The sequence below is a fragment of the Sphingomonas sp. SKA58 genome (assembly GCF_000153545.1).
Taxonomy (GTDB): domain Bacteria; phylum Pseudomonadota; class Alphaproteobacteria; order Sphingomonadales; family Sphingomonadaceae; genus Sphingobium; species Sphingobium soli.
In genome coordinates, this window is sequence record NZ_CH959306.1 from 415573 (window position 1) to 434844 (window position 19272).

Sequence of the window (19272 nt, forward strand, 5' to 3'; positions counted from 1 at the left end):
GCATCAGCAACAGAGCTTTACTTTGTTGAATAGGCCTTGTTTGATGGCCCGATGATCCGTCCGCTTCGCATCGCGCTGACCGCAGCCTTGGCCTTTGTTACTGTCCAAGCGGCCGGCGAACCGCCAGCCACGCCTGCCGCTCTTGTCGCATCATCACCTGCCGACGCGTGGGCAAATATTTCTGCAGAAGATCTGATCGTCATGACGATCGATGGCGGCGCACAGGTCATCGTCCAGCTTGCCCCGGCCATGGCCCCACGTCACGTCGCCAATATCCGCACACTCGCCCGGGCGCACTGGTGGGACGGGACCAGCATCAATCGGGTGCAGGATAATTATGTCGCGCAATGGGGCGACGCGACCGAAAAAAAGCCGTTGCCCGCCGGTCTTCTGCAGACCAGCGCCGCCGATTATGCGTTGCCCCTTGCCAATCGACGACTGCGCGTGACGTCCTTGCCCTATCCCGATGCCTATGCCCAAAAGACCGGTTTCGTTGCGGGCTGGCCGGTAGCGATGGATGGAAATGCCGCCTGGCTGCCGCATTGCTATGGTTATGTCGGGGTCGGGCGCAACCTGTCATCGGACGCGGGCACGGGCGCGGAACTTTATACGGTGATCGGTCAGGCCCCGCGTCAGCTCGATCGCAACATCGCGGTTGTCGGACGGGTGATCGACGGGATGGCGCATCTGTCCAGCCTGCCGCGCGGATCGGGTGAACTGGGCTTTTATACCGAAGCCGAACGCCCGGTGCCCATCCTGTCCATCCGTCTGGCAAGCGAACTACCTACCGCGCAACAGCCGCATTTTCAGCAGATGGATACCACATCGCCCAGCTTCGCGGCCTATCTGCGCCTGCGCGCCAACCGGAAGGATGATTTCTACGAGCGACCTGCGGGCGGCGTCGATCTTTGCAACGCGCCCGTGCCGGTCAGGCCGGCGCCCTGAGCCCGCGCAAGCGATAGCCCTGCCAGTCGCGGATGCGGCGGATCGCAAAGCTGGTGCGAATGGCGGAGACGCCGGGCAAACGGGCGAGGCAGTCGCGGTGGATGGCGTCGAATCCTTTTAGGTCCGCTGCGGCCACGCGCAACAGATAGTCGGCCTGTCCCGCCATCAGGTGGCATTCCAATATTTCGGGAAAGTCGGCCACCGCGTTTTCGAACCGATCCATGGTCTCGCGGCTCTGGCTGGTCAGCGAAATCTCGACAAAAGCCTGGAGGTCCAGTCCCAGAACCTTGGGGTCGAGCCGTGCGGCATAGCCGGCGATCAGACCCGCTTCCTCCATTGCCTTGATCCGACGATGGCAGGCGGATGCGGACAGGCCGATCCGTTCCCCCAGGTCAGCCATCGATCGCCGGGAATCGCTTTGCAACGCTTCAAGTATGGCAATATCGAACCGATCCACGCAATTTCATCCCGATGATAAGCCGTATCGCGGCATATCATTTACTAAATCCTTTTTCCATCCCGGAAATGCAGGACCACTCGTCGTCGGCTTTGCGTTATGCTGACGCTCAAGGACGCGCAGCAGAGCGCTGTCCCTTGTTTTCGGAGAGACATGATGATCGTCGGCACCGTCAAGGAAATCAAGAATCACGAATATCGCGTCGGGTTGACGCCTGAAAGCGTTCATGAACTGACCGCTCATGGCCATCGCGTGCTGGTCGAAACCCGTGCTGGCGACGGCATCGGCGCGGGCGATGATCTTTACGTCAAGGCGGGCGCCGAAATCATCGCCACAGCCGCCGAAATCTTCGCCACGGCTGACATGATCGTAAAGGTCAAGGAGCCGCAGGCGGCAGAGCGCGCGATGCTGCGTTCTGGTCAAATACTCTACACCTATCTGCATCTGGCGCCCGATCCGGACCAGACCCGCGACCTCATTGCCAGCGGCGCGACCTGCATCGCCTACGAAACCGTGACCGACGCAAGCGGTGGCCTGCCGCTGCTCAAGCCCATGAGCCAGGTCGCTGGTCGCATGGCGATCCAGGCGGGCGCGACGGCGCTTGAGAAGGCGCATGGCGGCCGGGGGGTGCTGCTGGGTGGCGTGCCCGGCGTGCTACCCGCCAAGGTCGCGGTGATCGGCGGCGGCGTTGTCGGATTCAATGCGGCGCAAATGGCGGCAGGCCTGGGCGCGGACGTCACCATTTTGGATCGCAGCCCTGAGGTGCTCGAAAAACTGGGCATGTATTTTGAAGCACGGGCCAAGACGCGCTTTTCGAACAAGGCAAATCTCGCCGATTGCGTGGCGGATGCTGACCTGGTGATCGGCGCGGTTCTCATTCCTGGCGCCGCTGCGCCGAAGCTCGTGACCGCCGATATGCTCAAGACCATGAAGAAGGGCGCGGTTCTCGTCGATGTCGCGATCGATCAGGGCGGTTGCTTCGAAACCAGCCATCCGACGACCCATGCAGACCCGACCTATGTCGTGGACGATGTCGTGCATTATTGTGTCGCCAACATGCCCGGCGCGGTCGCGCGCACCAGCACCTATGCGCTCAACAATGTCACGCTGCCCCATGCGCTGCGGATCGCCGAGCTGGGGTGGAAGGAGGCGCTGCGCCGCGACGTGCATCTGCGCGCCGGCCTGAACATATGGGATGGTAAAGTCACCTATCAGGCGGTGGCTGAGGATCTGGGGCTTCCCTATACGCCAGCGGAAGACGCCGTGGCCTGATCCTGGCACGGTCTTCATTCCGGCAAACGACCGCTGCGTGCACCGACGCCGTGGCGAAAAGCGCCAGCCCTTTCATCGGGGCTGGCGCTTTTGTTTTTCCTCGCGGCGCCCGGCTGGCAATTGTTTCCAGTTTGTAACTGGCGTGATGCGAAGTTCGTTGCGGGTTCTCCGTCCTCGTTCGTTGAGCGGGCAGGGGGACATCGCCGCATGCCTCCCATGCATTCTGGTTCCGCCGAAGAGAGGCATGGTCTTACATCATGGACGATTACCCCATTTTCGCCGCCTTGATCCCGCAGGGCGATGGCATCCACATGCGCGCGGGCGGGCCTGCGCAGACAGGGGGGCTGTGATGTCCGCTGAAATCACGACATGGCTGGTGCCGCTTGTCGCCATGCTGGCGGCCGGGCTTCTGGCCGGCTTTGCCGCGGGCATATTCGGCATTGGCGGCGGTTTTGTTGTCGTGCCGGCCTTGCTGGTCGTGCTGCCGCTGCTGGGCGGGACCAAGGATGCCATCGCCCATGTTGCGATCGGCACGTCTGCCGCCACCATCATCGTCACGTCGATCCGGTCGCTGATGTCCCACGCCAAACGCGGAGCGGTGGAATTTGAGGTGCTCAAGGCTTGGGCGCCATGGATCATCCTGGGGTGCGGCGCGGGCGTCCTGCTCGCCAGCCATGTCGATGGCCGCACACTCAAGATGATCTTCGGGGGCGGCGTGGTCCTGATGTCGCTCAATTTCCTGTTGCCCAAGGTCAGTGGCAAGGTGGTCAGCGACACGATGCCGTCCGGTATCGTCCGGGTCGGCATCGCCGGTGGCCTCGGCACATTTTCCTCGCTGCTCGGAATCGGCGGCGGCACCATCGCGATCATGGTGATGACGCTGTGCGGACGGACCATCCACCGCGCTATCGCGACGGCGTCCGGCATCGGCACATTGATCGCCATTCCCACGACGATTGGCTTTGCCATCATTGGTCTTAAGGAAACGGGTCTGCCCTGGGGGTCGCTGGGCTATATCAACATCCCCGGAACGCTGGCGATTGCGTCCATGTCGATGCTGACCGCGCCGCTGGGCGTCGCTGCGGCGCACAGCCTGCCGGCTGGGCCGCTGAAAAAGATTTTCGGCGTCTATCTGCTCATCATCGGCCTGCTGATGCTGCGCAACGGGCTGAAGATGTAATCTGCTCGATCATCAAATGTGCGAAAACGGCTGCCTGCACGGTGGCCGTTTTCCGTTGAAGGAGGGATGGGCAGAGCGGATGCGCCATCCCGTGGGCAGATTAAGCCATGGCCGAAACGATGCCCGGTCGCGCGCCCTCTAACAGGCTTTGTCACTGGCGGGCTTTGCCGTTAAGGCTAAGCCGGGGGGATCATGGGGCAGTCTGATCAAATTTCCGTTTTGCTGGTGGAAGATGACGAGGCGGCGCGCACGACGATCGCGGCTATTCTGACCGCCGCGGGCATGACGGTGGAACAGACTGCCGATGGGCCAACCGGGCTCAATCGCGCCGGCAGCGGCGGACATGATGTCGTGATTCTTGACCGCATGTTGCCGCATCTGTCGGGCATCGACATTGTCACGCGCATGCGTCTCGCAGGAATTGGCGCGCCGGTCTTGATGCTGTCGGCTTTGGGCCGCAGCGAACATCGGGTCGAGGGGTTGGAAAGCGGCGTCGACGACTATCTCGCCAAACCCTTCGAACCGGATGAACTGGTCGCCCGCGTCCGTGCACTCTGGCGCCGCGCCAGCCGTCGCAGCCATGAATCGGTGCTGCTGTTCGGCGACCTCGAATGTCATGTGAAGGCGCGTACGGCTTTTCGGCAGGGACGGCATCTTCCGCTGTCGCCCAAGGAATTCGAACTGTTCCGTTATTTGATGGATCATGCCGGAGAAGTGGTGACGCGCGAAATGCTGCTGCGCCATGTCTGGAAGCTGAGTTTCGATCCGCAGACCAATGTCGTTGACGTGAATGTCGGCCGCTTGCGACGTAAGCTGGAGGAGGGCTTCGATACACCGGTATTGGAAACGGTGTGGGGGACGGGCTACCGGCTGATAGCTCGCGCAGACGCGGCTCGTGGCTAGGCCTGGCCTTTTCCGGTCGATCTTCGGCCGGGTCACGATGTCGGCGTTGCTGGTCAGCCTGCTTTCGACATTGGCGCTCTTCCTCGTCGTGCGTCAGATCGTTGATAATGATGCGCGCGCCATGCTCGCGCGGGAGGTTGATACCGACCTTGCCGGCCTTGCCGATATTTATGTCAGCGCCGGCGGCGAAGACCTGAAGGCGCGAATTGCTGACCGGTTTGCGGTAGAGCGCCAGGATGGCGAGCGTGTCTGGTATCTGCTGGCCCGCGACAATGGTGATCGCATAGCTGGCAATCTGACATATTGGCCGCGCATTGCGCCCGACATATCGGAAGCGCGGTTCGTCACCTTGGCCGAAGGCGAGCGCATGTTCGCGCGGGCGACGCGGCTTGGTCCGGACATGCAATTGGTGGTGGGGCGCAGCGACTATCGCGGGCAGGCGCTGCTTGCACGGCTGGCAATGGCTTTCTCGACGGCGGGCGCGCTGATCGCGGGGCTCAGCCTTGTCGCCGGCCATTTCGCCGCTCGACGCCTACGCAATCGGGTGGAGGCCGTGAACGCCACCTTCGCCGCGGTCCGTGCCGGTCATATCGAAGCGCGCGTGCCGGGTGCGGGGGACAGCGACGAACTTACGGAATTGGCGTCCAATACCAACGACATGCTTGACCAGGTCGAACGGTTGATCGAGGCGCAGCGCGCTGTGTCTGACCAAACGGCGCATGAAATTCGCACCCCGCTCATGCATCTGGATACGCGCATCCTCAAAGCGATGGAGGCGGCGCAAGACGATCTGCTGCTGGCAACGCTGGAGCGGTCAAGAGCCGAGATACGCAGCGTTGTGCGCCTGCTCGATTCCCTGCTCGACATTGCCGGCACGCAGGCGATGCGCGGCGACATGCGTGGCCTGGCGGAGGTCAGCTTGAGCGAGATCGCGGAAAATCTGGCCGATCTCTACGGCGCAAGCGCAGAAGAATTGGGGATAGGCTTTCATGCCCGCATTGCGCCCGGCATCCGGTTGCGCGCCGATGCCATGCAGATGATGCGCCTCATGTCGAACCTGCTCGACAACGCCTTCAAATATGTGCCCAGCGGCGGTAGCGTGTCGCTCGAACTGTCTGCCGGGCCCTGCATCATCGTTCAGGATGATGGCGATGGTATCCCTGCGGCGGACCGCGAGCGAATATTTGAGCGTTATGTTCGTCTGGATGGGGCGGCGGACGGCGGTCATGGTCTGGGGCTTGCGCTTGCGCTGGCGATCGCGCAGCGGCATGGGCTTTCGCTCCATGTCGAGGATGCGGAGCCGGGCGCGCGTTTTATCGTCCGGCCGGAGGATGCCCTGTGATCACCGTCCTGTTACCCTTGCTGTTCGCCGCGGTGGCGTCACCCGCCGATCCTCGTCCGTCCGATCCCATATTGCGTGCGCTGGTCGAGGGGGAGGCCGCGCAGACGCAGGGCGACAGCGCATCGCTCGGTCGGAAAGCGCGGATGCTGTCGGTGCTGGGCGCGGCGCCGGTGCGGGGGCAGGAGGATCTTGCAGCGCTCTGGCGCAGGCAGGCGCAAGGTGTTGGCGCGACTGTCGATATGCCGCCCTTTCGCGGGCGCGCTCTGGGTCCCGCCTATCGTCGCGGATCGCTTGTGCCCGGTGGCAGCATGACGATGCGGCAGCTTTTCCTTGGCGGCCAGCGTGCGCAGATCATGGTGGCGCCTGTGGGAGAGGGAAGCGGCCATTTGTCGATCCGGGTGGAGGGCGCGCAAGGCGAAACCTTGTGCCAGAAGGCCGTCGGCGGCCCCCAGGCGGATTGCGCCTGGATGCCGCTGTTCACCGATCGCTACAGCATCGTGATTGAAAATGTCGGAGAGGCGTCGGCCAGTTTCTATCTGCTGGTCCGATAGGCTTAAGTTTCTGACTCTATGGCATAACATGGCGATGCCGGGCGCGTGTTAGCCACTCCGCCTGTCTCCGCTCGGGCTCGGTCTATCCATTCTGCACATTCGTTCAGGCTCAAAATGTGCGGGTTGGCGCGTTGTGCCAGTCATGGTTCAGATCAGCAAAGAGGAGAAGAACCGATGACTCGTTCGACGTTTCTTGCCGCCGCCCTGTTGGGCCTTGCCCCCGCGATCCTCCCTGCTGGCGCTGCGGCGCAAAGCCCGGAGGGGCCGATCAGCTATGAAGAGCAGTTGGCTCAGGTCGAGGACCAGCTGGTCTACCAGACCCCGATCGCCGGCGTAGAAAATGACTATTGGTTCAATTACCAGACCGATCTTGCCGAGGCACGGAAGGAATTGACCAAGGATTTACGCCGTTCCTCGGACGCGGATGATAATCGTGACGCCTGGGACGAATATCGGGCCGAATTGGCCGACGCCCGCGGCGATTATGCCAAGGAAATGGCGGAAAAGGGCTATCCGATCGGTCAGGTGCGCGTGCTGGCCAATAACGGCCGATAAATCGGCCGGGACGATTGAGGAGCGGGCATGTCGTCCCTCCTCAATCGGCATCCAGATTGCGGAAATTCAATCGCCGCGTGACGGTATAATCCAATATGCCGACCAGCAGATAACTGATGAGCTGCTTTACCAGGGTGATACCGCTGCGGCTGGACTGATACTGTTTCAGATCGATGGGCCGGCTGTCGCGCATTTCCCTACTGATCAAATCCCGGACCCGGTCAGCGAACGCCTTGTCCTCGATCCGCAGCATGACCTCAAGGTTCAGGAAAAGGCTGCGCATGTCGAAATTGGCGGATCCGACAAACACGGCATCGTCGATGACGAGAAGTTTCGTGTGGAGCTTGCAGGGCTGATATTCCGCAATCTCGACACCGCGCCGGAGCAACGGACCGTATAAAAGTCGCGCCGCCGCGACAGTTGTTCCGTTATCCGAGACGGCCGGCAAGATGATGCGCGCGCCGGACGCTTTGGCGGCGCGTGCGATACGTTTCAGCATGCCCCGACCGGGGGAGAAATAGGCGGCGATCATATCGACGCGCCGCGCCTTTTGAAGATCCTGCTTCACGACCTGCGCCCAGGGACTAAGCCGCCTTGTGGGGCCGCCAATCAGCCATCGAAACGCTGAACCCTCATCGTGGTGCAGCGCCGGATGCCATTGCCGTACCATCGCGCGCAATGTCCTGAACCGTTGCCGTTTCGTTGAGACCCACCGCCACAGGCCACCATACCAGCGGGTCATGGCCTCCACCTGCTCGCCCTCGACCAATAGGCCCAAATCCCGCCAGCAATCCTCTCGAGGAATGCCGAAATAGCCGTCTTCCACGTTGAACCCGCCGATCAACAAACGGGCATCGTCGGCGATGGCCATCTTTTGATGGTTGCGAATGAGATATCGCGTCGATCGCCGCGCGCCAAAGCGTCCGAAATGCCCTCCGGCCTCGATCAGCGGCGTAAAAAAACTGTCTGGCGTTTTGCCCGACCCGAATGCGTCGATCATCAGCGTCACCGATATGCCGCGCCGCGCAGCATCGCTCAACGCGTCGCGCACCATCGCGCCGCTCGCGTCATCGGCGAAGATATAATAATAAAGTTTAAGGCTGTAGGTGGCACCCTCGATGAGGGCGATCAGCGCCTCTCGCAGCGCGGCTCCACGCGTGATGAGGCGCAGGCGATTGCCCTCCAGCGTTGCCGATATGTCAGGCTCGCCGTCAGCATCGGGACGAAGATTTGCTGTCGCCATAGCGGCCTCATGCCCGTTCCTGGCCGTTATGGCCATGGCTTAATGGCCTTTTCATTGACTCTCTGTCCCGAGCCTGCTAGCTGCCCGGTTCACGCTTTTCCATTCGTTGTATTCAGGAGGCCCTGTTTGGCCCGCGTCACCGTCGAAGATTGCGTCGACAAGGTTACCAATCGTTTTGACCTGGTCCTTCTTGCTGCTCAGCGCGCCCGCGAAATTTCGGGCGGCGCGGAACTGACGCTGGATCGCGATCGCGACAAGAATCCTGTCGTTGCCCTGCGCGAAATCGCGGAAGAAACCGTCCTTCCCGATGAGCTGCATGATTCGCTGATCGGATCGCTGCAGAAGGTGCAGATCGATGATGACGACACGCCTGATGAGATTGGCTCGATCGCTCAGTCAGCGGAGGCGCTGCGCCTGACCGCTGCTGCTCCGCCGCGCAACCAGAATATTGGTGGCGATTACGACGGCTGATCGCTGAACCCGTTTGGAGAGGGAATGGGGCCCGGCCTGCGCAAGCAGGACCGGGCCACGACCTTTACGGGGCTTCGTCGTTGCTATAGTCTGGTGATCGAAACGGAACCTTTTGGCCTTGTCCATTCGTTCCACCTGTGGCAGCCGACCCGGGTCGCATTGTCCCGCCATGGTGGGACAGATGGCGCAAGCGATCGCAGGGCGTCTCATCCGCGCCGCCAGTTGCGAGAAAGATCATGGATCGTCCCAAACGCTCCAATGTCTTCATGGCCGCGAGCCTGAAGACCGAAAATGATACATCGGATGTCCAGCTTGTGCGGATACGGGATATTTCTGCCGGTGGCGCCAAGGTGCAGGGGCCTATGCTTGACGTCGGCACCCAGATCATCCTGACGCGCGGGCGTTTCACGATTCCCGCACGCGTCGTATGGTGCGGCGACGCCCAATTTGGTGTTGCGTTCGACAAACCCATAAATGTCGACGAGGTGATGAAGGCGACCGGTCCTGAAAAGGCTCCGGACAAGCCGGTCTATGCGTCTGCGCTGACATCGGATTATCCCGGGCAGGCGAAAGCGTCTTCGCATGGCACGGTCCGCCCGCCCGACCGCCGTGCTGTTTTCGGGTTACGCGTCACTGGCTAAAGCCAGGCGTCCTGACCGCTATCGCTCACATCCTTTCGCCTTCCTGTTGACTACAGCTGTAAACGATGCGATTACAACTGTGGTTGTGACGGAGTCGAGGCCGGGTCGTGAGCGAGAAAATCAGCGAAGCCGAACTTGTGGTGATGGAGGCGCTTTGGGAATGCGCGCCCCAGACCGCTAATGATGTTGCCGATCGCGTCGTGGAACGGCGCGGCTGGAGCCTGCAGACGGTTAAGACCTTATTGTCCCGCCTGATGGCCAAGGATGTGATCGCCGCCGATCAGGATGGCCGTCGCTTTCTGTACCGCCCCCTCATCCAGCGGGACGACTATGTAGCGAGTGAATCGGGCCGGCTGGTCAACCGGCTGTTCGGCGGCCGCATATCCCCGCTCGTCGCACAGCTTGCGAGCCAGGATCAGTTGACGGCGGACGATATTGCCGAACTTGAGGATATTCTGAAAGGGTTGAAGCCATGATCATCTGGCTTGCCGAAACGCTGGTTGCAACCAGCCTGCTGATGGCAGCGGTCATGATGGTCCGGCGCCCCCTGGCACGATGGCTGGGGGCGGGCGCTGCCTATATGTTGTGGATTCTGCCACTGGCACGGATGCTGATGCCTGCTCTTCCTGATCAGGTTGCAGACGCCTCGCCCCTGCACCAGGTCATGAACCAGTCGGGCTTGCCAGCCATTCTGGTGCCAACTGCCGCTGCGCAAACCGTAGAAACCAGTCCGGCCGTGCCTTGGCTGGAACTCGTGATGGCCCTTTGGCTGCTTGGCATGGTGAGCTTCGTCTTCATCCAGGCGGTTGGCTATCTACGATTTCGCAGGATGATTTTGAAAGGTGCAACGTCGGTCGGTTGGGAAGGGCGCCTCCATGTCGTGATCAGTCCTCATGCCTCCGGTCCGCTCGCATTCGGTATCGTCCATCCGCATATCGTGCTGCCACAGGATTTCGCCCTGCGCTACGATCCGCAGGAGCAGGACATGGCGATCGCGCATGAGCGGGCGCATCATGAACGTGGTGATCTTGTCGCCAACATGATCGCGCTCCTGCTGCTGGCGTTGCACTGGTGCAATCCTATCGCCTGGATCGCCTATCGGGCCTACCGCGCCGACCAGGAAACAGCCTGCGACGCCCGCGTCCTTGCTCTCTATGGCAGCGACCAAGCTCATGCCTATGGCCGCGCCATTCTTAAAGCCGCCGGTGGTCGCCAATATGCCGCCGCCTGCCATCTCACCCGTCTCGCCACGCTCAAAGGGAGGCTGAAAATGTTGTCCAGTCATGAAACTTCACTGCGTCGCATCAGCTGGGGCATGGCCGCCGTCGCAGTGGCGACCGCAGCCGGCCTGGCGCTGACGGCATCGGGCAGTCGCGCCGCGAAGCAGATGGCGGCAATCACGCAAAAGGTGGAGCAGGCCGATCTGACGCGCCTGACCGATCTCGTTGCGCAGCCCGCCCATGCGACCATAAACGCTGCGGCCCTACCTGCCGCCCGTGACATGCCTTCACCTCCTGCTGCTCCGGCTGCGCCCGAGGGCGAGCCAGCAGTTGCGCCCTTGGCTCCGATCGCGGCTGTTCCTCCGGCCGCCGACATGACGCCGCCTATTCCTCCGGTGCCGCCGACGCCGCCCGTCACGGTGCGTAGCGAAAAGGGGCGCATCATCGTCACCCATGCCGATGGCCGTGTCGTGACGCACCGCGTCCCGACCGAGGAGGAGATTACCCGCATGGTGCCGGTCGTCGATGTGCGCGAAGGGTGCGAAGGCAAGGGCATCACCAGTCATCGCGAAACGGTCGATGCCAATGGCCGCCGTCATATTCGCGTGCGCATCTGCCAAAATGCGATCGAAGCGCAGGCGCGCCAGGCCGAACATGTGGGCAAGGTGGCGGCGCGCAGCGGCTTGATCGCGGCGCGCGCGCAACTAGCGGCCGCCCGCATGTCAGCGCAAGCCCGCGCTGAAGCGCTGCGGGAGATTGACGACAATATTGCGGAACTGGATGGCCAAGGCAATTAGGCCTCAGTTGCGACCCATCCGGCGTGCAACAGCGACGAATTCCTCGACGCTGACGGTTTCAGCGCGCCGCTGGGGATCGATGCCCTCCGCGTCCAGCGCGTCCAGCGCGCCCGGCAACCCCTTCAGGCTCTGACGCATCATCTTGCGCCGTTGGCCGAATGCAGCCGCCGTCAGTCGCTCCAGCAGCTTCAGCTGCACGCCTTCGGGGGTGGGCTTGGGCGTTATATGCACAACCGCGGACATGACTTTGGGCGGGGGAGTGAAGGCGCTGCGATGCACTTTCATCGCGATCCGGGCATCGCTGCGCCACTGCGACAGGACGGCCAGCCGGCCGTAATGATCCGTGCCGGGCTTTGCGACGATGCGCTCCGCCACCTCCATCTGGAACATCAGCGTCAAGCTCGACCACCAGGGGAGCGGCGTCCAGGCCGCCGAAAGCCATCCCACCAGCAACGGCGTGCCGACATTATAGGGCAGGTTTGCAATGATATGCGCGCCATCGCCCGCTTCCGCCTGGGCGTCGATCTGCATTGCGTCGCCCGCGATTACCTTTAACTGGCCCGGAAAGGCATCGGCCAGTTCCGCGAGCGCAGGCAAGCAGCGATCGTCGCGCTCCACCGCGACCAGTCGTCCGCCCGCCCGCAGAATAGCGCGCGTCAGGCCGCCGGGGCCGGGGCCGACCTCGAAAGCGGAGGCGTCCGTCAGCGGGCCAGGAATGGCCGCGATCCGGTCCAGCAACTGCTCATCAAGCAGGAAATTCTGTCCTAGAGCCTTACTGGCCGCCAGCCCGTGTCGCGCAATGACATCCCGTAACGGCGGCAGCGCCGGTCGATCGTCAGCCATGCAGGATGCGCGCTCGTGCCGCTTCCGCCGCCATTCGCAGCGCTGCCATCATGGCGCCGGGATTGGCGCTGTCAGTGCCGGCTATCCCGAAGGCGGTGCCATGGTCGGGCGACGTGCGGACGATTGGCAGGCCCAGCGTGATATTGACCCCTTCATCGAAATTCAGGGTCTTGATCGGGATCAGCGCCTGATCATGATACATACACAGAGCGGCATCATAGGTTTCGCGCGCGCGCGCGTGGAACATGCCGTCGGCGGCCAGCGGTCCGGCGATATCCAGCCCATCGGCGCGCAACTGATCGATAGCGGGGCGAATGACCTCGATTTCCTCGCGGCCCAGCGCGCCATTCTCGCCTGCATGGGGGTTAAGCCCCGCAACCGCCAGGCGCGGGCGGGCGATGTTGAAATTACGCTGCAAGCCCTTGGCCGTCGTCAGCGCCCGGGCGCGGATCAGGTCGATGGTCAGTGCGGCGGACACATCGGCCAGCGCGATATGGATCGTGATCGGCACGACCTTGAGCGCTGGCCCGGCCAGCATCATCACGGCGTTGTGCGGGGCCACGCCGCAGCGTTCGGCGATGAATTCGGTCTGGCCGGGATGGGTGAAGCCCACGCCATAAAGCTGTTCCTTGCCGACCGGCGCGGTGACGATCCCCGCCGCCGAACCGGAACGGGCCAGGCCAACGGCGACCTCCAATGACTGGAAGGCGACCCGCGCGCCATCGACGCCGGGCGCGCCCGGAATGACCTCGCCGGCTTCTCCGACTTGAAGGCACGGCAGCGCGCGCGGGAAGACCTGCGCCGCCTCTTCCGGGCTGTCGATCCGCTCGACAGGGCCAAGCCACACAGCGCGCAGCGACGCCGCGTCGCCTACCGCGAAAAAGGCCGGCAGGCCGCGCGCTTCGCGCATCACCCAGCTTTTGGCGACGATTTCCGGGCCGATCCCTGCCGGATCGCCCAGCGACACGGCGAAGGGCGCCAGCAGGGGCGCGGCGTCAGTTATAATCGATGACGGCATCGCGGCGAAGGTCACGCAGATAGATGCGCGCCCGCTTGTTGACCCGTTCCTCTTCCAACTGCGCCATGATCTGATCGGCATTGGGCGCGTTCGCCGATGCCGGATCGTCGCGACCGCACACAATCAGGACGCGCACACCGTCCTCGATCGACCCGAAGGGCGGGGTTGTTTCGCCCACTTGCAGGTTCAGTAGGATTTCCTGCAACTGCGGCGGCAGGTCGCGAACCTTCACATTGTCGTTGTCGACTACGTCCGCGCCGATGCGCGCGCCAATTTCATTGGCCTGGCCGCAACCCTTGATCTCCTTCACCGCCGCGGCAAATTCCGCAGCCTTGGCACCAGCCTGTTCCTTGGTGGTGCCCTTGGGGAACAGCACGGACAACTGCTTCAGGCTGAGCAGCGCGTCGCGCGGATCGGCGGTCAGCACCTTGCGCTTGTCCATGACATAGATGATCGACACCCCGCCCACCGTCTCGATGGGTCCGGCAATCTGGCCAACCTGCATTTCGGCGGCGGCCTGCGCCAGTTCGGACGGCAACTGCGCGGGGCGAATCCAGCCCAGGTCGCCGCCTACAGCGGCCGTGGACGCTTCGGAAAACTGCCGGGCATAGGCCTGGAAGCTGCCGCCCTGCTGGATCTGCTGGATGATGTTGCGGGCATTGGCGACGATCTGCGCCTGATTTTCCGGCGTTGCCGACAGATAGATTTCGCCGATCCGATATTCGTCGCTGCCCTTGGCCGCGTTCAGCCGGTCGATGACCGATTTCACTTCGTCCTCGGACACGTTGACGAAGGGCTGGATGTTGCGGCGGAGCAGGCGGCTCCACGCCAGCTCGCCTTCGATCTGGCGCTTGATGCTGGCGGCCGAACTGCCCTGGCTGCGCAGATAGGCGTCGAACTCGGTCGGTGACTTGCGGAAATTCGCCGCAACCCGCTGATAGCTCTGCTCGATTTCCTCGGGCGCGATCTTGATGTCGTTGGCGGCCGCTTCCTGAATCTGGAGCGTTTCGTCGATCAGGTTGCGCAGCACCTGAACGCGCAGCCGCTCCTTTTCCTCATCCGACACCTTGCCGCCATTGGCGGTGATGATGAGCGCCAGGCGCTGGTCGACATCGGTGCCGGTGATGATGCGGCCATTGACGATCGCTGTTGCCTTGCGAACATTGGGGTCGCTCTGGCCAAAGACGGTGACGTCCTTGGGCAGGTTCAGTTGCTGCGCGGCCATGCTTGCGTCGTCGTCATCGACCGTCTGCGCGGCGACGGGCTGGATGCCCGCGGCGACCAGGGCCGATGACAAGACAAGGGTGCGCAAGCGGATACGCGCGCCGCGGGTCAGGCGGCTGGACGAGGAAACGGCAGGCAGCATCGTCGGCAATAAACTCCAATGCGGTTCCGCGCCTGATGCACAGCCCCGCCTTAACCGGCCCTGACGAGAGGACGAAGCCCGTTCCTTATATGCCAATATTGCGGAAAGCTAGCCGTAGCTGGAAACCATTGCCCTTTCGCGCGTCGCCATTGGTCTGGTAATCGCGCCGCCAGGTGAAGCCCAGCGTCAGGCAATCATCCTCATAGGCGATGCCGAGCCGGTGCCGGACCGGTTCGTAGCCGTCCGATATGCTGACCGGATCTTCCTTCGCATCGGTCAGGTCGACGACGGTCGATCCGAACACCGACCAGAAGCGCGCGAATTGCACGCGGGCGCCCAGGCGCAATTCCTCACGATCCTGCAAATCCTCCAGCCCGGTGAGCGCATTGCGATTGAGCCGCAGATAGCCGACCATCGCATAGGTTTTCTTGCTGCCCACGGTCGCGTCGATTTCGTTGCGGCGCACCGACAGATTGTCCTTGTCCAGCCGATAGCGATGAATCAGGCTGACGAAATCCTTGTAGCGAACGGTGGTGCGCCCGACGATGTCGGACGTACGATCCGACAGGCCGGTGCCGTCGGGCAGGATGCTTTCCTGCCGATCCAGCCGATAGCTTTGGCCGATGATCGCGCTCAACGAGAAATTGGGCAGGTCCAGTCCATATTCCAGACCGTAGGTGATGCGCGAACTATCCTCGAACCGGTCATAGCCGGCAAAGCGGTTGAGCGCGAAGAGGTTGCTGTCCTCCAGATCGACCGCGCGCGCGTCCTCATTGGGCAGCGACAGATTGGCGAGATGCGGGGACGCGACGATCTGCACGCGCGGTGCGATCCGCTGCACGCCGCCAAAGGCTTCGCCCACGAACGGCCAGCGCATGTCCACCGCCGCCGCGGCAATGCCGCGCGCCTGCCAGCCCGGATCGCCGGCATAGCTTGCGACCGATGTCAGTGCATTGTCGCTGCTATGATAGACGTCGCCGCGCAGATAGCCGGTAAAGGTCACTTCCTGGCCCAGCCCCGTCAATGTGCGCAGGTTCCATTCCGCGCCGGCAAAGGCGCGCTGCGTATCCTGGCCGGCGGTGCGGGTGATCGCGAGCGTATTGGCCTGAAGCTGGAGCACGCCGCCCAGCAAGGGGTCCTTCATCCGCAAGCGATAGTCGATAACCGGCAGCGCAATCGGCGTCTGGCCCTGCGAATCGCCGGGACGCAGCGTCTGCACCGCCCAGCCGCGGAGCGAAAAATAGCTGTTTTCGCCAATACGCTGCGCGCCGATGGTCGATCTCAGGCGGTCCTCACGGCTGATATCGTAGCGGCGCAGGAAAGTGCGGTCGGTCGCCACCCGGATCGACCCGTCCAGGCTCCATTCGGGCGACAATTGCATCGCGCCTGACGCATCGAGATAGCCGCGAATGTCCTTTTCGCTGTCGGCGATGGTCGTGCCGACCGGGCTTTCGCCAGTGGCGACGCGCCGGCCATGGGTCACATAGCCGGTAATCTGGTAGGCGCCGCGATCGTAGAGATGCCGGAAATTGGTTTCCAGCATCGGCAGCGTGTCGGTATAGACATGCGGCGTGATCGTCAGGTCGCGATTGGGCGCCAGCTTGAAATAATAGGGCAGCGCGACTTCAAAACCATTATTGCGGTCGTAGCGCAGATTGGGGACCAGCAGGCCGCTGCCGCCATTGTCGCCGACCGGATGGCTGAAACCAGGCAGTGGTATGAGCGGCAGGCCGAACAGCTCGATATTGGCGTTGCGATAGGTGACGCGCTCGCGGGTCGGGTCATAGACGACGCGTACGGCATTGATCTGCCAGGTCGGTTCCTTGGGGCAGCCCTCGCTATCCTCGACCGAACAGCCGGTATAGGCGGCGCGCTCCAGCGTATAGACGCCGTTGGTACGCGTGCCCTTGACCGCCGCCAGCCGACCGCCCGATTGCAGCACCAGCAGCATATTGTCGACCGCGCCGTCCTTCAGGCTATCGGTGACGTCGAAGCGGTCGCCATAGGCGACATTGCCGTCCGGGTCGGTGACGGACACATTGCCCTGCGCTTCCACCTTGCCGCTGTTGCGGTCCCACACGACCTTGTCGGCGCGCAGCCGATTGCCTTCGCGCAGCAATTGGACGTTGCCGCTGGCCGTGACCATCTCCGTCTCGCTATTATATTCCAGCGTGTCGGCGGCAAAGCCGATCTGGTCCTCGCTGGCCGGCATCGGCGCGTCGGGCGCACTGATCGGCGTCTGCGGTTCGTTGAGCTGCTGCGCCAGCGCCGGCTGGCACGCGACCAGCGCCACGCCGCCCAGCAGGACGGCGCGAATGGGGGCGCTGAAGGATGGGAAAAGCAAGGCGGTCTGCAAGCAATGGGCCTCTATGGACGGCGCGTCTGGCCTTCCCGCCTATCGCACTGCTGCGCGCTCCGCAATCGCCAGCCGTGGATCGAATCGTGCAAAATCGGTCGAACGCCTTTGCCAGACGCGCCGGGCGGCACTATCTGCGGAAGTAGCCGCGCGGCGCCTGCCGTAGCCACCGATACATCGACAAGAGGAAAAACGCCCCGATGGATATCCGTTTCAGCCCGACCCGCCCCGAAGCCGCCGACACTCTGGTCCTGGCCGTTGCCAAGGGCGGGCTCGATTCCCTGCCGCTGGCGGCCGCATCGACGCTGTCAGCGGGCGCAGCAGCGTCACGGTTTAGCGGTGAAGCAGGCAGCAGCCTTGAAAGTTTCGCTGAAGAAGGCGGCCGGACGGTCCGCATCCTGCTGCTCGGCACCGGGGCTGGCGGCGACCAGGATCTGGAAAAGGCCGGCGGCGCGCTGGTCGCGAAACTGGCGACCAGTGGCGCGACCCATGCCGCAGTCGAAGGTCTGAACGGGGAGGGTGCCGCTACCCTGGCGTTCGGCGCCCGTCTGCGCAGCTGGCGCTTCGACACTTACCGCACGCGCCAGAGTGAAAAGGCCAAGCCCACGCTCAAGACCATCACTATCGTTGCCAGCGATGCCGACGCGGCTTGGGAACGGCAGGCCGCGCTCGCCGATGGTGTCGCCTTCACGCGCGAACTGGTCGCTGAACCCGCTAACATCCTCTATCCCGAAAGCTTCGTCGAACGCTGCCGTCATCTGGAACAGCTGGGCGTCAAGATCACCGTGCTCGACAAGGATGCGATGACGCAGCTGGGCATGGGCGCATTGCTGGGCGTCGCGCAGGGTTCGGTGCGCGAACCGCGCCTGCTGGCGATGGAATGGGACGGCACCGGCGGCGCGCAGGACAAGCCGCTGGTGTTCATCGGCAAGGGCGTGACCTTCGACACTGGCGGCATCTCGCTCAAGCCCGGCGCGGGCATGGAGGACATGAAGTGGGACATGGGCGGCGCGGGCGCTGTGGCGGGCGCGATGAAGGCGCTGGCTGGGCGCAAGGCGAAGGCGCGGGTCGTGGGCATTTGCGGCCTGGTTGAAAACATGCCGGACGGCAATGCGCAGCGGCCGGGCGATGTCGTTACCTCCATGTCTGGCCAGACGATCGAAGTGCTCAACACCGACGCCGAAGGGCGGCTGGTGCTGTGCGACGCCGTCACCTGGGCGCAGAAAACCTATAATCCCGACATGATCGTCGATTTGGCGACGCTGACCGGGGCGATGATCGTCGCGCTGGGCCATGAACATGGCGGCCTGTTCGCCAATGACGACGCGCTTGCCGATTCGCTGGCGAAGGCTGGGCAGAGCGTGGGGGAAAAGCTGTGGCGCTTCCCGCTGTCGGACGCCTATGACAAATTGCTCGACAGCCCGATCGCCGACATGAAGAATATCGGTCCGCGCTATGCCGGGTCGATCACCGCCGCCCAGTTCATCAAGCGGTTCGTCGACGAAGGCGTCAAATGGGCGCATCTCGACATTGCCGGCATGGTCTGGTCCGACAAGCCCGGCGCGACATGGGACAAGGGCGCGACCGGCTATGGCGTGCGCCTGCTCGACCGCTTCGTGACGGACCGGTTCGAACGCTGACGCGCCGGCGATGCAGGTCGACTTCTACCAGCTAAGCCGCGATCCGGTCGAACAGGTGTTGCCCGCGATCGCCGGGCGCATCCTGGCAATGGGCGCGCGGCTGCTGGTGGTGGCGGGGGAGGGCGACCGGCTCGACCGGATTTCGCAGGGCCTGTGGGCGGGGCCACCCGAAAGCTTCCTCGCCCATGGCCGCACGGGCGAGGGCGGGGAGGCGTATCAGCCGATCCTCCTGAGCGACACCTGTACTGCGGGCAATGGCGCGCGCCATATTGCGCTCGCCGATGGCCTATGGCGTGAAGAGGCGCTTGGCTTCGATCGCGCCTTTTACTTCTTCGACGCCGACACCATCGACGGCGCGCGGGCCAGCTGGCGCACACTCAGCAAGGCGGAAGGCGTCGAACCGCGCTTCTGGCGGCAGGAGGGACGGAAGTGGGTGCAGGGGCCGTAGTATCCTGCACAAGCTTATACGTAG

The 19272-nt window shown here is 63.2% G+C and carries 19 protein-coding genes; 13 read left to right on the forward strand and 6 right to left on the reverse strand.

What is annotated here, in order from left to right:
• Positions 1-51: 51 nt before the first annotated feature.
• Entirely contained in the window at positions 52-945 is an 894-nt protein-coding gene (locus SKA58_RS02405; RefSeq protein ID WP_009820744.1) for a peptidylprolyl isomerase, read from the forward strand.
• On the opposite strand, the gene SKA58_RS02410 is transcribed toward SKA58_RS02405, so the two are convergent.
• Positions 929-1402 (reverse strand): Lrp/AsnC family transcriptional regulator, encoded by a 474-nt coding sequence (locus SKA58_RS02410; protein WP_009820745.1) that lies wholly within the window; start codon positions 1400-1402, stop codon positions 929-931. The two genes, SKA58_RS02405 and SKA58_RS02410, sit on opposite strands and share 17 nt — an antisense overlap.
• Before the next feature lie 156 nt (positions 1403-1558).
• On the opposite strand from SKA58_RS02410, the gene ald reads away from it, so the two are divergent.
• The 6 genes from ald to SKA58_RS02440 all read left to right on the forward strand — a co-directional run bounded on the left by ald (position 1559) and on the right by SKA58_RS02440 (position 7205).
• Positions 1559-2674 carry an alanine dehydrogenase gene (ald, locus tag SKA58_RS02415; protein WP_037542466.1) on the forward strand — a complete coding sequence of 372 codons (1116 nt, stop codon included), beginning with the start codon at positions 1559-1561 and terminating at the stop codon, positions 2672-2674.
• A gap of 349 nt (positions 2675-3023) precedes the next feature.
• The gene (locus SKA58_RS02420) at positions 3024-3854 is read left to right on the forward strand and encodes a sulfite exporter TauE/SafE family protein (protein WP_009820748.1); all 831 of its coding nucleotides are present in this window, start codon (positions 3024-3026) and stop codon (positions 3852-3854) included.
• A gap of 192 nt (positions 3855-4046) precedes the next feature.
• Complete coding sequence (locus tag SKA58_RS02425; RefSeq protein WP_009820749.1) at positions 4047-4757, forward strand: response regulator transcription factor; 711 nt, start codon at positions 4047-4049, stop codon at positions 4755-4757.
• A complete protein-coding gene (locus tag SKA58_RS02430) occupies positions 4750-6099 on the forward strand; it encodes a sensor histidine kinase (RefSeq protein WP_037542035.1) in 1350 nt (449 codons plus the stop codon). Before SKA58_RS02425 ends, SKA58_RS02430 begins: the two co-directional genes overlap by 8 nt.
• Positions 6096-6650: a hypothetical protein gene (locus SKA58_RS02435; protein WP_009820751.1), complete on the forward strand. Its 555-nt coding sequence runs from the start codon at positions 6096-6098 to the stop codon at positions 6648-6650. The genes SKA58_RS02430 and SKA58_RS02435 overlap by 4 nt, the downstream gene beginning before the upstream one ends.
• Positions 6651-6824: 174 nt before the next feature.
• The gene (locus tag SKA58_RS02440; protein WP_009820752.1) at positions 6825-7205 is read left to right on the forward strand and encodes a hypothetical protein; all 381 of its coding nucleotides are present in this window, start codon (positions 6825-6827) and stop codon (positions 7203-7205) included.
• 40 nt (positions 7206-7245) lie between these two features.
• Here SKA58_RS02440 and SKA58_RS02445 read toward each other — a convergent pair whose 3' ends face one another.
• Positions 7246-8484, reverse strand: coding sequence for a phospholipase D-like domain-containing protein (locus SKA58_RS02445; protein WP_037542037.1), 1239 nt, complete (start codon positions 8482-8484; stop codon positions 7246-7248).
• Between the two features lie 90 nt (positions 8485-8574).
• Between SKA58_RS02445 and rpoZ the strand changes: the two genes are divergently transcribed.
• The 4 genes from rpoZ (at position 8575) to SKA58_RS02465 (ending at position 11577) form a co-directional block, all read left to right on the forward strand.
• Positions 8575-8919, forward strand: coding sequence for a DNA-directed RNA polymerase subunit omega (gene rpoZ, locus SKA58_RS02450; protein WP_009820754.1), 345 nt, complete (start codon positions 8575-8577; stop codon positions 8917-8919).
• 266 nt (positions 8920-9185) lie between these two features.
• Positions 9186-9560, forward strand: coding sequence for a PilZ domain-containing protein (locus SKA58_RS02455; RefSeq protein ID WP_232209353.1), 375 nt, complete (start codon positions 9186-9188; stop codon positions 9558-9560).
• A gap of 107 nt (positions 9561-9667) precedes the next feature.
• Positions 9668-10036 (forward strand): BlaI/MecI/CopY family transcriptional regulator, encoded by a 369-nt coding sequence (locus SKA58_RS02460; protein ID WP_009820756.1) that lies wholly within the window; start codon positions 9668-9670, stop codon positions 10034-10036.
• A complete protein-coding gene (locus tag SKA58_RS02465) occupies positions 10033-11577 on the forward strand; it encodes a M56 family metallopeptidase (protein ID WP_009820757.1) in 1545 nt (514 codons plus the stop codon). The genes SKA58_RS02460 and SKA58_RS02465 overlap by 4 nt, the downstream gene beginning before the upstream one ends.
• Before the next feature lie 3 nt (positions 11578-11580).
• Here the strand turns inward: SKA58_RS02465 and rsmA are convergent, their stop codons facing one another.
• From rsmA to SKA58_RS02485, 4 genes are all read right to left on the reverse strand, one after another.
• Entirely contained in the window at positions 11581-12420 is an 840-nt protein-coding gene (rsmA, locus tag SKA58_RS02470; RefSeq protein ID WP_037542039.1) for a 16S rRNA (adenine(1518)-N(6)/adenine(1519)-N(6))-dimethyltransferase RsmA, read from the reverse strand.
• Positions 12413-13438 carry a 4-hydroxythreonine-4-phosphate dehydrogenase PdxA gene (gene pdxA, locus SKA58_RS02475; protein ID WP_037542468.1) on the reverse strand — a complete coding sequence of 342 codons (1026 nt, stop codon included), beginning with the start codon at positions 13436-13438 and terminating at the stop codon, positions 12413-12415. The genes rsmA and pdxA overlap by 8 nt, the downstream gene beginning before the upstream one ends.
• Positions 13416-14804, reverse strand: a complete 1389-nt coding sequence (locus SKA58_RS02480) for a peptidylprolyl isomerase (RefSeq protein ID WP_009820760.1) — start codon at positions 14802-14804, stop codon at positions 13416-13418. The genes pdxA and SKA58_RS02480 overlap by 23 nt, the downstream gene beginning before the upstream one ends.
• A gap of 85 nt (positions 14805-14889) precedes the next feature.
• Positions 14890-17121, reverse strand: a complete 2232-nt coding sequence (locus SKA58_RS02485) for an LPS-assembly protein LptD (RefSeq protein ID WP_037542470.1) — start codon at positions 17119-17121, stop codon at positions 14890-14892.
• Positions 17122-17360: 239 nt separating this feature from the next.
• Here SKA58_RS02485 and SKA58_RS02490 point away from each other — a divergent pair, with 239 nt between their 5' ends.
• Positions 17361-18800 (forward strand): leucyl aminopeptidase, encoded by a 1440-nt coding sequence (locus tag SKA58_RS02490; RefSeq protein ID WP_009820762.1) that lies wholly within the window; start codon positions 17361-17363, stop codon positions 18798-18800.
• Between the two features lie 10 nt (positions 18801-18810).
• Positions 18811-19248: a DNA polymerase III subunit chi gene (locus SKA58_RS02495; RefSeq protein WP_009820763.1), complete on the forward strand. Its 438-nt coding sequence runs from the start codon at positions 18811-18813 to the stop codon at positions 19246-19248.
• Positions 19249-19272 lie beyond the last annotated feature (24 nt).

Excerpts from the sequence above, each read along its gene's own strand:
- SKA58_RS02490 (WP_009820762.1), top strand. The coding sequence starts at position 17,361 with ATGGATATCCGTTTCAGCCCGACCCGCCCCGAAGCCGCCGACACTCTG.
- SKA58_RS02405 (WP_009820744.1), top strand. The coding sequence starts at position 52 with ATGATCCGTCCGCTTCGCATCGCGCTGACCGCAGCCTTGGCCTTTGTT.
- rsmA (WP_037542039.1), bottom strand. The coding sequence starts at position 12,420 with ATGGCTGACGATCGACCGGCGCTGCCGCCGTTACGGGATGTCATTGCG.
- SKA58_RS02465 (WP_009820757.1), top strand. The coding sequence starts at position 10,033 with ATGATCATCTGGCTTGCCGAAACGCTGGTTGCAACCAGCCTGCTGATG.
- SKA58_RS02445 (WP_037542037.1), bottom strand. The coding sequence starts at position 8,484 with ATGGCCATAACGGCCAGGAACGGGCATGAGGCCGCTATGGCGACAGCA.
- pdxA (WP_037542468.1), bottom strand. The coding sequence starts at position 13,438 with ATGCCGTCATCGATTATAACTGACGCCGCGCCCCTGCTGGCGCCCTTC.
- SKA58_RS02440 (WP_009820752.1), top strand. The coding sequence starts at position 6,825 with ATGACTCGTTCGACGTTTCTTGCCGCCGCCCTGTTGGGCCTTGCCCCC.
- SKA58_RS02455 (WP_232209353.1), top strand. The coding sequence starts at position 9,186 with ATGGCCGCGAGCCTGAAGACCGAAAATGATACATCGGATGTCCAGCTT.
- SKA58_RS02425 (WP_009820749.1), top strand. The coding sequence starts at position 4,047 with ATGGGGCAGTCTGATCAAATTTCCGTTTTGCTGGTGGAAGATGACGAG.
- SKA58_RS02480 (WP_009820760.1), bottom strand. The coding sequence starts at position 14,804 with ATGCTGCCTGCCGTTTCCTCGTCCAGCCGCCTGACCCGCGGCGCGCGT.
- ald (WP_037542466.1), top strand. The coding sequence starts at position 1,559 with ATGATCGTCGGCACCGTCAAGGAAATCAAGAATCACGAATATCGCGTC.
- SKA58_RS02420 (WP_009820748.1), top strand. The coding sequence starts at position 3,024 with ATGTCCGCTGAAATCACGACATGGCTGGTGCCGCTTGTCGCCATGCTG.
- SKA58_RS02495 (WP_009820763.1), top strand. The coding sequence starts at position 18,811 with ATGCAGGTCGACTTCTACCAGCTAAGCCGCGATCCGGTCGAACAGGTG.